We start from the raw sequence: 16,590 nt of genomic DNA, 5'->3' as shown, positions 1-16,590 counted from the left end.
TTAAATTTTAGCCAGATTAACCGCCATAAGTAAAGACATTTAGACGTCTAGAAGTATTGACGTCTTGTTGTGTGTTCGGTAAGGTGGGTAATCAAGCTTGAACAGATTTTCACGGCACAGGGAAGGACGCACAATGAGCGACAGCAAGCGCGATACAATTGCAGTAAGAACAGGTATCGCGACAGATACACAACATCAGGCCGTTGTACCACCACTATATCTCTCCACCAATTACACGTTCCCAGAATTTGGCTCAGTGCCAAAATATGATTATGCGCGTGGTGGTAATCCAACCCGAACTCATCTTGAAACCGCGCTGGCTGAAATGGAAGGCGGTGCGGGGGCTGTTGTCACCAGCTGTGGCATGTCAGCCATTAATCTGTTGGTATCCTTGCTCGATAGCGATGACCTCATCATTGCGCCGCATGACTGCTATGGCGGGACTTATCGCCTGTTTGACTCCCGTGCCAAAAAGGGCGCATTCTCGGTTGAGTTTATCGACCAGTCAGACGCTGATGCTCTGTCTACAGCACTGGCAAGAAAACCCAAACTTATCTTGATTGAAACGCCTTCAAACCCGCTTCTCCGCGTAGTGGACATTGCTGATATTTGCGAGAAGGCACACAAAGTCGGCGCATGGGTTGCCGTTGATAATACCTTCCTGTCACCAGTGCTCCAGCAGCCGCTCGCTTTGGGTGCTGATTTTGTCATTCATTCAACCACCAAATACATCAATGGTCACTCAGACTCTGTCGGTGGCGCTGTGATTGCTAGAGATGCAGAACTTGCTGAGAATCTTGCCTGGTGGGGCAACTGTATTGGTGCAACTGGTAATGCCTTTGACAGCTATATGACCTTGCGCGGCCTCAGAACTCTCGGTGCCAGAATGCGCCAGCATGAGCAAAGTGCTGCGCAAGTACTGGAATATCTGTTAACAGAATCTGCAGTACGCAAGATATTTCACCCATCACTCAAAGAGCATCCAGGCCACGAAATTGCGTTGAAACAGCAAGCAGGCTTCGGTGGAATGCTGAGCTTCGAATTGGATGCGGATCTGGAAGGTCTTAAAACCTTCCTTGGCGCACTCAAGCTGTTCTCACTGGCAGAGTCACTGGGCGGCGTAGAAAGTTTAGTGACACATCCGGGCTCAATGACACACCGTGCAATGAGTGATGAGGCGCAGGCCGAGGCTGGCCTTGCCCCGACATTGTTACGTTTATCTGTGGGACTGGAAGACCCGCAGGATCTGGTTGCTGACCTTCAGCACGCATTCAGAACCTTAGAAGAGGCGACATCATGACACGGCCTGATGGCACGCAATCACAGGGAAAAGTGAGACATCTTCATAAATTCGGTGGCAGCAGCTTAGCTGATCCTGAATGTTTCCGCCGGGTTGCGAGCATTTTAAAAAAATACAGCGGTGACGAAGATTTAATTGTTGTTTCCGCTGCGGGCAAGACGACAAATCGCCTGATTGAATGGATTTCTCTGCTAGACAAAGATGGCCGTCAGGCGCATGAAGCACTGCAGTCTCTTCGTAAGTTTCAGCAAGACTTGATTGAGAATCTGATTGAGGGTGACCACAAGCAGCAACTGGTTGATGCGCTGTTTGACGATTTCAGCCAGTTGGCAAAAGCCGGTGAAGCGGCACTCGATGAAAAACAAAAAGCCTGGGCCCAGGGCTTTGGTGAAGTCTGGTCTACGCGGGTACTCGCCGGACTTTTGAATCAACTTGGACTGCCTGCAGTAAACCTTGATTCGAGGACGTTCCTCCGCGCTGAACGCTCTGCGCAACCTGAAGTCGATCGCGCACGCTCATGGCCACTGATTAATGAACAGCTCGCACAGTATCAGAGCAAACGTGTGGTTATTACAGGTTTTATGGCGCAGGGGCAGGCGGGTGATACCGTTCTGCTTGGCCGTAATGGCTCAGACTACTCAGCCACGGTTATCGGTGCGCTCGCAGACGTGTCGCGCGTGACGATATGGAGCGATGTTGCGGGCGTATGCAGTGCTGACCCACGCATCGTCGATGATGCTTGCCTGTTGTCACTGCTTCGTCTTGATGAGGCTGCGGAACTTGCTCGTTTGGCGGCGCCTGTTCTGCACAGTCGCACGCTTCAACCGGTCTCACAAAGCGCGATCGACCTGACGCTTCGTTGTAGCTATGAACCGGATTCAGGCTCAACACGCATTGAGCGTGTTCTTGCGTCCGGCCGAGGTGCCAAAATCATCACCTCTCTGGATAACGTATGCCTTGTTCAACTTGATGTGCCTGCATCTCATGATTTTAAGCATGTTAAAGAGCAGGTGGATAGTCTGCTGAACAGCATCAAACTTCAAGCTCTGGCGCAAAGTGCCAGTGATGACCAACATCGTATTCAATTGGCCTTTACTGCTGAAGTGGCAGGTGATGTGCTGGCCAAACTCAAGGCGGCAAATATTCAGGCTGAGATCAGTGTGCGTGAAGATCATTGTATGGTCGCCGCTGTGGGAGCTGGCGTGACCGGTAATCCGGTACATTGCCACGGCTTTTATCAGCAGCTGAAAGGGCAGCCTATTGAGTTTATTGCTGAGTCACCTGCAGGTGTCAGTATCGCCGCGATTTTACGTAAGGTCGACACGGCAGCGCTGGTGGCCAGTATTCACCAGTCTCTTTTTCATGCGCAAAGAAAGATTGGCTTGGTGTTGCTCGGTAAAGGCAATATTGGCAGTCGCTGGCTTGAGCTGTTCTCAGAGCAGAAAACGGCATTGGAACGACGTCATGGTATGAGCTTTACCCTGATCGCTATTCAAGACAGCAAGAAGCAGTGGCTTGACCTTGAGGGTATCAATGCGTCAGATGCAGTCAACGCGTTTGATGAAAAGGCGCAGGCATATGAAGGCACAGAGTGGCTCAATCGTTTAATGCAAAACCCGTTCGACGATATCATTATCCTTGATGTTACCGCGAATGCAGGCCTTTCTGACTTGTATCCCATGATGGCAGAACACGGCTTCCACCTGATTTCGGCAAACAAATACGCAGGCTCTGCGGTCTCAGAGCATTACTACCGTGTTCAGGATGCTTTTGCCAAGACTGGACGCCGTTGGCTATATAATGCGACTGTGGGGGCAGGGTTACCCGTCAATTACGCTATCCGTGATTTGCAGGAAAGCGGCGATGACGTGCTGTCTTTGTCGGGTATTTTCTCTGGCACTTTGTCGTGGTTGTTCCAACAATACAAGCAGGGTGAGAGTTTCTCTGCACTTTTGGAGCAGGCTTGGCTACAAGGGCTTACCGAGCCTGACCCGCGTGAAGATCTCAGTGGCGCAGATGTGATGCGTAAGCTGGTTATCTTGACCCGTGAGGCAGGACTGGCGATTGAGCCTGAAGATGTTCAGGTACAGTCTTTAGTGCCTGAGTCGCTGGCAACAACAGATTTGGACAGCTTCTTCGAGCAATCGAAGGCATTAGATGAATATCTGGCGCCATGGCTTGAAAAAGCGGAAATAGAGCAAGGTGTGTTGCGCTACGTTGCCCGTCTCGGTAAAGATGGTAAGGCACGTGTGGGTATTGAAGTGCTGCCGCAAGATGACCCTATGGCTAATTTGCTGCCCTGTGACAATATCTTTGCGATTGAGAGCAAGTGGTACCGAGAGAATCCATTGGTTATTCGTGGTCCTGGTGCAGGGCGAGATGTCACTGCCGGTGCGATACTGTCGGATATTAACCGCCTCACCAGTATGCTGTAATACCTACACACTGAAATACCCGCTCGGTAACGACCAAAATCAAAAAAACCGCCTTCAGGCGGTTTTTTACTAAATGGAGTCTTCAAGTCTGTATAGACAATGATTCAGCTGTGATTCACTGCGAACACATTTGACTCTGTTTCTTGCTGATTCATTTGATGTAATTCTTCCAGTACTTCTTGAGACCAACCCAACCACGCTTCTCGGTTGAAAATTCCGCGTCTCAGAGTCAGCCTTTCGAGTCTCGCTTCACGCGACAACATTGCTGGGTTTGAGTATCTGGTATTTTCAATATCTCTGAGCTGGCTCAGTGAAGAACGCACATCATCAACCATATCATTCAGGTGCTCAATCATTGGTTTGGTATCAAACACGGCGCAAGTGAGCAACTTGGCAGACAGTTCGTCTCTGTATGTTGTCTGCTTTGTCGGTTGTTGAAACCACTGATATAAGGCTGCTTTGCCGGCTGCGGTTATCGAGTACACTTTTCTGTCAGGCTTTCCGTCTTGCGGCTCAAGTTTGCAGCTAACAGCTGCTTGATCGGCGAGTTTTCCTAACTCACGATACACTTGTTGGTGGCTCGCTTTCCAGAAAAAACCAACGGAACGGGTGAACTCCTTGGTGATATCGTATCCTGTTGCATCTCGGTGACTCAGCACCGTTAAAATTACATGTGGTAGTGACATCTTTTATCTTTCCAAAATAAAATTTGCCTGCGTTTACAGCTGCTCTTTTGGCGGCTTGATTTTCCAATCGTAAACACAAAGCGGACCGACCAGTTCTCGGGTTGTGCGTTCTTTGAGCAAATCCTTTGTACTCAGGTTGCACGTCAGCTGCGCTATAACACCGACTTTCTGACCACTGTTTCGTATGGGTATTTGGCAAGAGAGTCTCTCTGCACAGAATGCTGTTTGCATATCTGACCTTGCCAAATACCGACAGGGTTGACTGTCTTCTCATTTATAGTAATAACACTATCAGTTCGGTCCCATCACCCTAAATACGTCAATCATGTTTGGAATATATAAAATGAGTCACTATTCTTAACAATGAATCAATATCTCACTACCCTGTGTTTCGCAGTCCCGCAGCAATACCCGCAATGGTCACCATTAGCGTGTTATCCAGCTCTGGAGAGGCATTTTCCTCTGCCCGGGTACGGCTCAAAAGCTCAGCCTGAAGCATACTCAACGCTCAACATAAATGTTTCGCAGGCGAATAGCTTCTGCCCCCCAAGGGTCTTGTTCCATCAAGTGATCGCTGTTTTCGACCATCAGAACTGCTTTGATGTCTTTACTCAGACGATCCCGGAGCTCTTCACCAAGGAACCAGAGATCAGGATCGACCAGCTTCTCGTCGTAGTACTTCGACGTCGACAAACTCGTCTTGGTGTACACCATTTCCAGCATACCAAGACGGGTTGAGAAGAACGGCCATTCTCTACACATTTCTTCGAGCTGAGCCAAATGTCCGTTATCGATAGAGTGTTGTATTGCTTGACCTGCGCCTAACCATGCAGGCAGCAGCAATCGGTTCTGACTCCATGCAAAAATCCAAGGGATAGCGCGAAGACTTTCTACACCGCCTTTCGGGTTTCGCTTCGCTGGGCGCGATCCCAAAGGTAGTTTACCGAGCTCAAGCTCAGGGGTTGCCGCGCGGAAATACGGAACAAAATCCTTGTGGCCACGAACGATGCCACGGTAGCTTTCACAGGAAACCTGGCTCAGGAGATCCATCTGCTCACGCCAGTGTTGCTTGGGCTCTGGTGGTGGCAGCAGATTTGCTTCCAGAATTGCGCTGGTATAAAGGTTTAAGCTGTTTACGGCGACAGGAGGGAGACCCAGCTTGAAGCGGATCATCTCGCCCTGCTCGGTAACGCGTAACCCACCCTTCAGACTCTTCGGTGGCTGAGAAAGCAGTGCAGCATGCGCTGGTGCGCCACCGCGGCCAATCGTACCGCCACGGCCGTGGAACAGCACCAGGTCAACGCCTGCGTCTTCGCACACAGATACCAGCGCTTCCATCGCCTGATATTGCGCCCAGCCTGCTGACATCACGCCTGCATCTTTGGCTGAATCGGAGTAACCAATCATGACCATCTGGAAGTTTTGGATAAAGCCTCGGTACCAGTCGATACTCAGCAGTTGCTTGATGACTGATTCTGCATTGTTGAGGTCATCAAGTGTCTCAAAGAGTGGGCATACATCGAGGCGGAACGGGCAGCCTGCTTCTTTTAATAGAAGGTGGACGGCGAGGACATCCGATGCCGTTCTTGCCATTGAAATGACATAAGCGCCCAGCGCTTCGCGCGGCTGTTCTGCCACCGTGCGGCAAGTGTCGAGGACTTCCTGAACATTGTCGCTTGGTGTCCACTTAAGTGGCAGAAGAGGGCGCTGTGAGCTGAGCTCTCTGATAAGGAAAGATTGCTTGTCCTGTTCACTCCACTGCGAATAGTCACCCATGCCAAGGTAGCGGGTGATCTCCGACAGCGCATCGGCGTGACGGGTACTTTCCTGTCGAATATCCAACTTAATAAGGTGAGCGCCAAAACATTGGACACGACGGAGCGTATCAAGCAGACAACCATCAGCGATGATTCCCATGCCATTTTCATGCAGAGATTGATAGATTGCGTGCAGCGGCACCCAAAGTTGCTCAGTGTCATTCAGGATAGGTAATGACGGAACTGGTTGGTCATTTAACTGGGCATGAAGAACATCAAGGGTGTTCCCAAGCAGTTCACGAAGACCACGGAGAATTTCACGGTAAGGTTCGTGTGCGTGTCCTGCCAGTTCGCGAACTTCGTCATTAGCTTTCACCATCGACAGCTCACTGATCAGCGTCTGTATATCCTGCAGATACAAATCTGCCGCTTTCCAACGCGCCAGCAGCAGCACTTCTCGGGTGATTGCGTGAGTCACAAATGGGTTACCGTCTCGGTCTCCGCCCATCCATGAAGAGATTTGCACCGGTGAGGCATCAATAGGCAATTTGCGGCCACGATGCTGCTGAAGCTTCTGGTCAAACTGGCGAATAAAATCGGGAACAGCTTGCCACAGACTGTTTTCGATCACCGCATAGCCCCAGCGTGCTTCGTCAACAGGGGTAGGGCGTTGCTGGCGAATTTCATCTGAGTGCCATGACTGGGCAATCAGTTGTTCTAGTCTGAGCTCTGCTTGACTGCGCTCCGAAGGAGTAATGTCACTCAGTTCAAGTTCAGACAGGCATTTATTGATTTGTACCAGTTTGTGGATGGTTGTGCGGCGCGCGATTTCTGTTGGGTGAGCGGTGAGCACCAACTCGATTTTCAAATCTTCTATCGCTTTGTCAGTTTCTGCGTCGGAAACATCCGAACTTTTTAAGCGTTCGAACAGGGCGTCGACTTCGTCTGGGTTACATACCTGCGTATCGCAATGACGAGAGACAGTATGAAACTGTTCGGCAATGTTTGTCAGGTTAAGAAATTGACTGAACGCGCGGGCAACCGGAAGTAGTTGATCATTTGGCAGTTGTTGTAAAACATCAATGAGCTTTTCTCTGTCATCGCTGTTTCCTGCAGCTGCAGACTTAGACAGCTGGCGAATTTCCTCTACTTTATCGAGTAAATCCTCGCCGTGAGCGGCTTTGATGGTGTTTCCCAGCAAGTGTCCGAGTGTGCTGACGTTACTTCTGAGGGCATTGTACTTGTCATTCATAAGGCATCCATTTTGTAACTAAGTTACATGCTCGTTGCATTCCTGATACATCAATCTAGCGAAAATATGCTCTAAAGGTCAATATTTGTCGTCATTTGTCCTCATTATCTCGAATTGATCTAAAAATTTAGTGACACGATAGAAAGATGAAAAAAAATTACATTGCGTGTGCTGAGAAATTGATGAAAGTAGATACGACTAAATATGCACGTAGAAAATGTTGATGAATTGTAATTCTTTTAAGCGATTGTATTGACATTAACTGCCTTTCTAGCGAGAATAAATATTAATTCATATTTAATGAATAATTAGTGAAGCTGAGAGAGCCCAAGGAATGACCCTAAACAGCCTGCAACGAACCACTTCTTTGCGACGACGCCGATAACATTTTGGTGTCGGGCGTCCTGCCCCTCTGCAGCTGAGCGAGCTGTAACGTCCTTAAAATCAAAGCAATAAAAACAGAAAACGGATTTCACATGCTGAAAACAGTAATCGTCGGAGCCAGTGGTTACACAGGCGCAGAATTGACCAGAATGGTTCACCAACATCCCAGCCTTGAGCTCGTGGGGCTTTATGTCTCTGCCAACAGCGCGGACGCAGGTAAGCCCATCAGTGATTTACACGGTTGGCTAAAAGGGCAGGTGGATGCGCCTCTTCAGCCGTTGAAAGATGTCTCCGAGGTAGGAAAAAAAGCGGATGTGGTATTGCTCGCGACCGCGCACGAAGTCAGTCACGATATTGCGCCGCTGTTTCTTGAGCAGCAATGCACAGTCATGGACTTATCGGGTGCATTCCGGGTTAAAGGCGACAACTTTTATCCTGATTACTACGGCTTTGAGCATCAGCATGGTGAGTGGTTAGATAAAGCGGTATATGGCCTCGCCGAGTGGAATGAAGCTGAGATTGCTCAGGCTGATTTGGTTGCTGTACCAGGATGTTATCCGACTGCCTCTCAGCTTGCATTAAAGCCTTTGATTGAAGCAGGTTTGCTCGACGGTAAGCAATGGCCAGTCATTAACGCGGTAAGCGGTGTGTCTGGTGCGGGACGTAAAGCCTCAATGGCGAATAGCTTTTGCGAGGTCAGCCTCAACGCTTACGGTATTTTCAGCCACAGACACCAGCCTGAAATCAGTGCGCATTTAGGGCAAGACGTTATTTTTACCCCGCACCTTGGCAATTTCAAACGCGGGATCCTTGCCACGATCACCGCTAAGCTAGCTGATGGTGTGACAGAAGCGCAGGTTTCTGAGGCGCTTGAGAACGCATATGGCGATACTCCTCTTGTTCGCGCCTTGGGCGTAAACCAAAGTGCCAAGCTGCAATCTGTGCAGCAAACGGGGTACTGCGACATCGGCTGGTCAGTACAAGGACAACACGTGATCCTGACTTCGGCAATCGATAACCTGCTCAAAGGTGCCGCCAGTCAGGCCATGCAATGCATAAACATTCGCTTCGGCTTTTCGCCGTTAACTGCCATCGTTTAGGAGACTGAAACATGAGTTTACACCCATTGGTCGTCAAGCTTGGTGGTGCAGCGTTAAGTTGCACAGAGACGCTCGACAAACTGTTCTCTGCGATCAAAGACTATAAAGAAAGCCATGCTGATCGCGCGTTGGTGGTGGTACATGGTGGCGGTTATCTGGTGGATGACCTGATGTCAGCACTGGATATCAAGGTGCAGAAAAAAGATGGTCTTCGCGTGACGCCTAAAGATGAAATTAACTATGTGGCAGGCGCACTGGCAGGCACAGCCAATAAGTTGTTGCAAGGTCAGGCAGTGAAAGCAGGCATTCAGGCTGTCGGGCTGAGCCTTGCGGATGGCGGACTTTGTAAGCTTACCGAAATCGACCCGGAGTTAGGTTGCGTGGGTAAAGCGTCACCGGGTGATTCTGCGCTGTTACAAGCCATTCTCGCTACCGGCTGTGTGCCGATTATCAGTTCAATTGGCCTTGATGATCAGGGCGGATTAATGAACGTCAATGCCGATCAGGCTGCGGTAGCGATTGCTGCTGCGTTAGATGCTGAGCTGGTGCTGTTATCCGATGTCAGCGGCGTGCTGGATGGTAAAGGGAAACTCCTTCCTTCCCTGAATCAGGAACAGGCTGACGAGCTTATTCATCACGGTGTGATCACCGACGGCATGCTGGTGAAGGTCGCTGCAGCGTTCGAAGCTGCGCAGGCACTTGGCCGCTCTATTGAAATTGCCAGCTGGCGCTATCCGGAAAAACTGTCTGATTTATTCGGTGGCGTCAGTATTGGAACCCGTTTTAACGTTTAAAAATAAAAAATTTTGCACCGCCCGGTCAGACCGTCGCGCGGATACATGGAGAAGTAAAATGAGTGATATCAAAAAAGTTGTACTGGCATACTCGGGCGGTCTAGACACCTCAGCGATTATCCCATGGTTGAAAGAAAACTATGACTGTGAAGTGGTTGCATTCGTGGCTGATGTTGGTCAGGGCGAAGAGGAGCTCGAAGGCATCGAAGAGAAAGCGCTGGCATCCGGTGCCTCTCAGTGTTTCGTTGCGGACCTAAAAGACGAAATGGTCGCCGACTATATTTACCCAAGCCTGAAAACAGGTGCAATGTACGAAGGTAAATACCTGTTAGGCACATCAATGGCACGTCCGATCATAGCCAAAGCGCAGGTTGAGTGCGCACTGGAAGTGGGTGCTGACGCGCTTTGCCACGGGTGTACCGGTAAAGGTAATGATCAGGTGCGTTTTGAAAGTGCCTTTGCTGCACTTGCTCCTCAGCTGAAAGTGATTGCGCCTTGGCGTGAGTGGGATTTGCGTAGCCGTGAAGCCCTGCTTGATTATCTTGCTGAGCGTGAAATCCCTACCACGGCAAGTCTGGAAAAAATCTATAGCCGTGATGCGAACGCATGGCACATCTCTACTGAAGGTGGCGTGCTGGAAGATACCTGGAATGCTCCGAATGAGCTTTGCTGGGTGTGGACCGTTGATCCTGAGCAGGCACCTGACCAGTCTGAAACGATTAGCCTGACTGTTGAGAAAGGTGAAGTGGTAGCCGTTAATGGTGAAGCAATGACCCCGTATCAAGCGCTGACTTACCTCAACGAGAAAGGTTCGCGTCACGGTGTTGGTCGTATCGATATCGTCGAAAACCGTTTGGTGGGCATGAAATCTCGTGGCTGCTATGAAACGCCGGGCGGCACCATCATGATGGAAGCGCTGCGTGCTGTTGAGCAACTGGTGTTGGATAAAGATTCATTTGAATTCCGTGAAGAGCTGGGCCTGAAAGCCTCTCACTTAATTTATGATGGCCGTTGGTTCACGCCACTGTGCCAGTCAATCATCTCTGCAGCCGATTCGTTGGCACAGATGGTAAGCGGTGAAGTGGTCGTTAAGCTTTACAAAGGTCAGGCTACGGTCGTGCAGAAGCGTTCACTGAACAGCCTGTACTCTGAAGAGTTCGCTACCTTTGGTGAAGACGATGTCTATGACCACAGCCACGCAGAAGGGTTTATTCGCCTTTACTCACTGTCTAGCCGTATCAGAGCAATGAACAACCAAAAGCAAAAATAAGATAATAATAAATAGAGCAATGTTGGATACAGGTAAGAGAGGTAAATATGGCTTTGTGGGGCGGACGATTCACGCAAGCAGCGGACACCAGATTTAAAGAGTTCAACGACTCCTTGCGGTTTGATTATCGCCTGGCGGAGCAGGACATTATTGGCTCTGTTGCCTGGTCAAAAGCATTGCGTTCAGTCGGTGTATTGACGGAAGCAGAGCAGCAGAAGCTGGAGCTGGCGCTCAATGAGCTCAAACTTTCGGTGATGGAAGACCCGGAGCAGATCCTTAAATCAGACGCGGAAGACATTCACAGCTGGGTTGAACAGCAGTTGATTGATCGTGTCGGTGACTTGGGGAAAAAGCTCCACACCGGTCGTTCAAGAAACGATCAGGTTGCCACAGACCTCAAACTCTGGTGTCGTCAACAAGGCCAACAGCTATTGTTGGCACTCGACAGACTTCAGGTGCAACTGGTAACTGTCGCGTCTGAAAACCAGTCAACCGTCTTGCCGGGTTACACCCACTTGCAACGTGCACAACCTGTCACCTTTGCGCACTGGTGTCTGGCTTACGTAGAGATGTTTGAGCGTGACTATTCGCGTCTTGCTGACGCAATGAGTCGTTTTGATTCTTGCCCATTAGGTTCAGGTGCATTGGCGGGGACTGCGTATCCGATTGACCGTGAAGCGCTGGCACACAGCCTTGGCTTCCAGCGTGCTACCCGTAACAGCCTTGACTCTGTTTCTGACCGTGATCACGTGATGGAGCTGATGTCTGTTGCATCTGTGTCTATGCTGCACTTATCGCGGATGGCGGAAGACCTGATTTTCTATAACTCGGGTGAGTCCAACTTCATCGAGCTTGCAGACACAGTGACTTCTGGTTCGTCTTTGATGCCGCAGAAGAAAAATCCGGATGCGCTCGAGCTTATCCGTGGTAAAACCGGGCGTGTCTATGGTGCGATGGCCAGCATGATGATGACAGTGAAAGCACTGCCATTGGCCTACAACAAGGACATGCAGGAAGATAAAGAAGGCCTGTTTGATGCGCTGGATACATGGCATGACTGCCTTGAGATGGCCACCCTGTGCTTTGAAGGTATCACGATCAACGCGCAGCGTACGCTAGAAGCGGCGATGCAGGGCTACTCTAACGCCACTGAGCTGGCTGACTATCTGGTCGCTAAAGGCATTCCTTTCCGTGAAGCGCACCATATAGTTGGTGTTGCGGTCGTGACAGCCATCAACAAAGGCTGTGCGTTGGAAGAGCTATCACTCGACGAGATGAAGGCGTTTTCCGACGTCATCGAAGATGACGTCTATCCTATTCTGACTATCGAATCTTGCCTTGAGAAACGGTGTGCGCTGGGTGGTGTTGCGTCTGAACAGGTGTCATATGCTATCGGTGAGGCGGAGAAGCGTCTTGAGGGCCGTTACTCGCCACAAATCAAGGTGAGAAATGCCCGCCTGACTGATGTCGATGCCATTGAAGGTATGGTGCTTACTGGGCCAATCAGGGTGAAAACCTACCCCGTGAGCGTAATGAGCTGGTGCGAAATATCGGCTTGTTCGCGGTCTCTGAACATCAAGGTGAAGTAACTGGCTGCGGTTCCTTATACGTCTATGACTCAGGCCTTGCTGAAGTGCGCTCTTTGGGCATTGAAAAGGGTTGGCAGAATCAGGGGCAGGGTAGTGCTATGGTCGAGTACTTGCTGAAGAAAGCCGATCGCATGGCCATTAAGCGTGTGTTTGTGTTGACTCGTGTACCGGACTTTTTCTCACGGTTGGGTTTTGTAGCCACATCTAAATCGATGTTGCCTGAGAAGGTAATGAAAGATTGCGAATATTGCCCCCGACTGCATGCTTGTGATGAGGTGGCACTGGAGTTCGTTTTCGAGCAAGACAAGTTAATTGCGACTGAGGGTGTTGCCTAATTAGGTTCCTGTTGGGTTGCTTCTGTCACTGACTTTGCTTTTACCTTTTCGGCGAAAGGGGAAGAGCAGGAGATGTAACAGTAGCAACCCTACACTTCCCACGCAGGCAAACAGTAAGGCGATAGATTCGACGGTTTTCGGGCTGTCGCGAAAAAACCACCACCACAGTGGCCACAGCAGGGCGTTCATCAACGCCAGTTGCATCATGCAGCGGGTGCAGCGTCCGATTTTGTCAGAAAATGAACCGAAGCGTCGGTCACAGTATTGGCAAGTCATTCCCTTACTCTAAACCACGTACATCTGGTTGATCAAAAAAAAGCCTCCCAAATTTGGAGGCTTTTTTGTTTCCGTTAATGCTTGTTCTCTTATTCATGTACTGCTTTTAGCAACCAGGGCCACAATCAAGGCAATGCTTGATCATTTCCGGACCAAGGTGCAGCTTGGCATTGAGATCGCGAAGTGCCGTACGTACACCTTCCTCAATCACTGGATGGTAGAAAGGCATCTCAAGCATCTGTGCGACGGTCATTTTGCTTTGGTGTGCCCAAGCCAACAAGTGAGCGAGATGCTCGGCATTTGGCCCAATCATTTCCGCACCCAGAAAACGTCCGGTTCCCTGCTCGCCATAAACATGCAGTAGGCCTTTGTTGACCAGCATGACGCGCGAGCGGCCCTGACCTTCAAAAGACACTTGCCCGGTTTCAAAGCAGGCACATGTGCCAAGCCTTGCGGTTATCTCTTTGTAGCTTTCTCCAACCATCGCAATTTGCGGGTCAGAAAATACGGCAGCAATTTTACTTTTGCGTAAGCCTGCGCGAATGTCTGGTGCACGGCCCGCATTATCACCCGCAATACGTCCTTGATCCGCCGCTTCATGCAAAAGCGGGATTTGATTACTCGCGTCACCGGCGATAAAAATATGTTCAACGCTGGTTTGCATGGTAAACGCATCAGCGACAGGCACACCACGTGGGTCAAGCGTCATGCCTGTGTTTTCGATATCCAGTTTATCGACGTTTGGTCTGCGGCCTGTTGCCGCGAGTACGTAATCGACAACGCGGTGTTGAGGGCATCCATCTTTGTCTTTGTAGCGGATATAAACGCTGTTACCTTCTCTGACCATCTCTTCCACCTCTGCATCTGCATCAAGGTAAAATTCATCGTTGAATGCGTTGTTGGCATAAGCCATGACTGCGGGATCAGTTAGCGGGCCAACCTGACCACCAACGCCAAACATCAGTACGTCTACCCCGAGGCGGTGCAGGGCTTGCCCAAGCTCCAGCCCAATGACGCCGGGACCGAATACCGCAACAGATTCAGGCAGGTCATCCCACTCAAAGACATCGTCATTGATAATTAGACGATCACCGAGAGAGTGCCAGATAGCTGGCCAGCTTGGACGCGATCCTGTGGCGATAACAATGCGTTTTGCGGTAATTTCGGTGTGACCGTCAACGGTCAAGGTATTGGCATCAACAAATTTGGCATAGCCAACGATCTTGTCTTCTGTCGGGATCTCCTCGACGCCTTCAACAACAAAGCCGACAAAGCGGTCTCTTTCACTTTTCACTCTTGCCATGACTTCACGACCATTGATGTGAGTGTCAGCCTTAGGGTGAACACCAAACCCCGGTGCGCGCTCAATGGCATGAACGGCTTCTGCAGCAGCAATAAGTAATTTCGATGGCATACAGCCGACACTAGCACAGGTTGTGCCGTAAGGGCCGCCCTCAATCATCACGACACTGTCGGTATGCGCTTTTGCTGCACGGTAGGCACCAAGACCTGCTGTACCGCCGCCGATAACGGCAACATCGGTGACTAATTTTTTCATTTTATTTTTCCTGACAGAGGGAGAAAGTGCCTGATAACAGGCACTTTTTTGTGATTTAGGTAAGGAGTTGCTATCACGAATTACGCGAGGTAGGCATCAAGCTCTTCGCTACCACCGATGTGTTTTCCGCCGATGAAGACTTGCGGCACGGTTGCACGACCTGTAATGGCGCGTAAGCTGACAGTGGTTGCATCTTTGCCCAGAATGACTTCTTCATACTGCAGGCCTTTATCAATCAGTGCTTGTTTGGCTTTGCTACAGAATGGGCAGCCCGGTTTGCTGAAAACGGTAATTGACTCTTGTAACTCATGCTCAGGCGCGATGTGTTTTAACATGGTATCAGCATCTGAGACTTTGAACGGGTCGCCCGGCTCGTTTGGCTCAATGAACATTTTCTCAATCACACCATCACGGACCAACATGCTGTAGCGCCATGAACGTTCACCAAAACCGATGTCGTCTTTGGCCACTGCCATGCCCATACCCCGGGTGAAATCACCGTTGCCGTCTGGGATGAAAGTAATGTTTTCTGCTTCCTGATCGGCTTTCCAAGCGTTCATGACGAACGTATCGTTAACCGAAACACAGAGAATGTCGTCGACACCGTGCTGTTTGAAAACAGGCTGCAGTTCGTTGTAGCGAGGTAGGTGCGTCGATGAGCAGGTCGGGGTAAATGCACCCGGAAGACTGAATACGATCACTGTTTTGCCTGCGAACAACGCGTCAGTGCTCAGGTTTTTCCAGCTGTCGCCGTCACGAACAGGGAATGTGACGTTAGGGATACGTTGACCTTCTTTGGATTGCAGATTCATGCTTAATGACCTCGATTAAGTGTTGTTTTAATTCGGTGTTCCCGAAGAACTGAGGTCATTATGTCGAAATCGACTTGATAGCTCTAATCGTTGTAATGCATACTTTCAATAGGTAAAAACTATCAAAGGTGAGTCAATGAACATCCGTGACCTTGAATATCTGGTCGCTCTGGCGGAACACCAGCATTTCAGAAAAGCGGCAGAAGCGTGTTTCGTCAGTCAGCCTACACTGAGTGGCCAAATCCGGAAACTGGAAGATTCGCTTGGGGTACCGCTACTAGAAAGAAATAGTCGCCGTGTCTTATTTACGGACGCCGGAATGCGGTTAGTCAAGCAAGCGCAGAATGTGTTGCTGGAAGTGAAAGTGTTAAAAGAGATGGCCAGTGATCACGGTGAGAGCATGTCTGGTCCTCTCCATATTGGTTTTATTCCTACTGTGGGGCCATACCTTTTGCCGCTTATTGTGCGTGAGATTAAAAGCCAGTTTCCCGAACTGGAATTGTTTTTATATGAAGCGCAGACCCATGATTTGGTTCAACGCCTTGAAGAAGGCAAGATAGATTGCGCTGTCATGGCATCGGTACGTGAGACCTCTCATCTGGTTGAAATTGAGGTTTACCATGAGCCAATGTGGCTTGCTGTTCCTGATGCTCACCCGTGGTCAGCGAAAGAAGAAGTGCCAATGCTTGAACTGAATGGTTTATCGCTGTTGATGTTGGCCGATGGTCATTGTCTTCGTGATCAGGCACTTGGTTTTTGTTTTGCTGCAGGGGCTAGTGATGATACGCGTTTCAAAGCAACAAGCCTTGAAACGGTCAGAAATATGGTTGCTGCGGGTAATGGCATCACCTTGATCCCTGAGCTTGCGATACCGAAAAGCCGACAAGAAGCTGGCGTGCACTATCTCAAAGCCACGGATCCTGTCCCGAGCAGAGAAATAAGCTTGAGCCACCGACCTGGATCGCCGTTAAAAGCGAGATACCAGAAGTTGGCAACCGTTATCAGCCAGTGCGTAAATGATACCTTGAGCTGAGAGAATAAG

General features: G+C 49.9%; 11 protein-coding genes and 2 pseudogenes. 7 read left to right on the top strand and 6 right to left on the bottom strand.

The features are described 5' to 3' along the window. The first annotated feature begins 133 nt into the window (after positions 1-133). Together CS022_RS09415 and CS022_RS09410 are read left to right on the top strand one after the other, a co-directional pair. A complete protein-coding gene (locus CS022_RS09415) occupies positions 134-1,300 on the top strand; it encodes an O-succinylhomoserine (thiol)-lyase (RefSeq protein WP_129122071.1) in 1,167 nt (388 codons plus the stop codon). Continuing rightward, the gene (locus CS022_RS09410; RefSeq protein ID WP_129122070.1) at positions 1,297-3,735 is read left to right on the top strand and encodes a bifunctional aspartate kinase/homoserine dehydrogenase II; all 2,439 of its coding nucleotides are present in this window, start codon (positions 1,297-1,299) and stop codon (positions 3,733-3,735) included. Before CS022_RS09415 ends, CS022_RS09410 begins: the two co-directional genes overlap by 4 nt. Before the next feature lie 104 nt (positions 3,736-3,839). Here the strand turns inward: CS022_RS09410 and CS022_RS09405 are convergent, their stop codons facing one another. From CS022_RS09405 to ppc, 3 genes and pseudogenes are all read right to left on the bottom strand, one after another. Next, entirely contained in the window at positions 3,840-4,421 is a 582-nt protein-coding gene (locus tag CS022_RS09405; protein ID WP_129122069.1) for a PadR family transcriptional regulator, read from the bottom strand. A 33-nt stretch (positions 4,422-4,454) separates the two neighbouring features. Continuing rightward, positions 4,455-4,652 (bottom strand): hypothetical protein, encoded by a 198-nt coding sequence (locus CS022_RS09400; protein ID WP_129122068.1) that lies wholly within the window; start codon positions 4,650-4,652, stop codon positions 4,455-4,457. 148 nt (positions 4,653-4,800) lie between these two features. Beyond that, positions 4,801-7,430, bottom strand: a pseudogene (ppc, locus tag CS022_RS09395) (phosphoenolpyruvate carboxylase). Positions 7,431-7,906: 476 nt separating this feature from the next. Here ppc and argC point away from each other — a divergent pair. The 4 genes and pseudogenes from argC (at position 7,907) to argH (ending at position 12,902) form a co-directional block, all read left to right on the top strand. Beyond that, positions 7,907-8,914 (top strand): N-acetyl-gamma-glutamyl-phosphate reductase, encoded by a 1,008-nt coding sequence (gene argC, locus CS022_RS09390; RefSeq protein WP_129122067.1) that lies wholly within the window; start codon positions 7,907-7,909, stop codon positions 8,912-8,914. 11 nt (positions 8,915-8,925) lie between these two features. Continuing rightward, positions 8,926-9,708, top strand: a complete 783-nt coding sequence (gene argB, locus CS022_RS09385; RefSeq protein WP_129122066.1) for an acetylglutamate kinase — start codon at positions 8,926-8,928, stop codon at positions 9,706-9,708. Between the two features lie 58 nt (positions 9,709-9,766). Then, positions 9,767-10,978 (top strand): argininosuccinate synthase, encoded by a 1,212-nt coding sequence (locus CS022_RS09380; RefSeq protein ID WP_129122065.1) that lies wholly within the window; start codon positions 9,767-9,769, stop codon positions 10,976-10,978. Between the two features lie 47 nt (positions 10,979-11,025). Next, positions 11,026-12,902 (top strand): annotated as a pseudogene (gene argH, locus CS022_RS09375) (argininosuccinate lyase). On the opposite strand, the gene CS022_RS09370 reads toward argH, so the two are convergent. The 3 genes from CS022_RS09370 to CS022_RS09360 all read right to left on the bottom strand — a co-directional run bounded on the left by CS022_RS09370 (position 12,903) and on the right by CS022_RS09360 (position 15,548). Next, positions 12,903-13,178 carry a DUF3624 domain-containing protein gene (locus tag CS022_RS09370; RefSeq protein WP_129122064.1) on the bottom strand — a complete coding sequence of 92 codons (276 nt, stop codon included), beginning with the start codon at positions 13,176-13,178 and terminating at the stop codon, positions 12,903-12,905. A gap of 106 nt (positions 13,179-13,284) precedes the next feature. After that, a complete protein-coding gene (locus CS022_RS09365; RefSeq protein ID WP_129122063.1) occupies positions 13,285-14,736 on the bottom strand; it encodes a dihydrolipoyl dehydrogenase in 1,452 nt (483 codons plus the stop codon). A gap of 80 nt (positions 14,737-14,816) precedes the next feature. Further along, positions 14,817-15,548: a glutathione peroxidase gene (locus CS022_RS09360; protein ID WP_129122062.1), complete on the bottom strand. Its 732-nt coding sequence runs from the start codon at positions 15,546-15,548 to the stop codon at positions 14,817-14,819. Positions 15,549-15,684: 136 nt separating this feature from the next. Between CS022_RS09360 and oxyR the strand changes: the two genes are divergently transcribed. Then, entirely contained in the window at positions 15,685-16,581 is an 897-nt protein-coding gene (gene oxyR / locus CS022_RS09355) for a DNA-binding transcriptional regulator OxyR (RefSeq protein WP_129122061.1), read from the top strand. The last annotated feature ends 9 nt before the right edge of the window (positions 16,582-16,590 follow it).

This window comes from Veronia nyctiphanis (assembly GCF_004116385.1).
In the GTDB taxonomy this organism is placed as follows: Bacteria; Pseudomonadota; Gammaproteobacteria; order Enterobacterales; family Vibrionaceae; genus Veronia; species Veronia nyctiphanis.
This window is presented reverse-complemented; position numbering and strand designations above follow the sequence as displayed.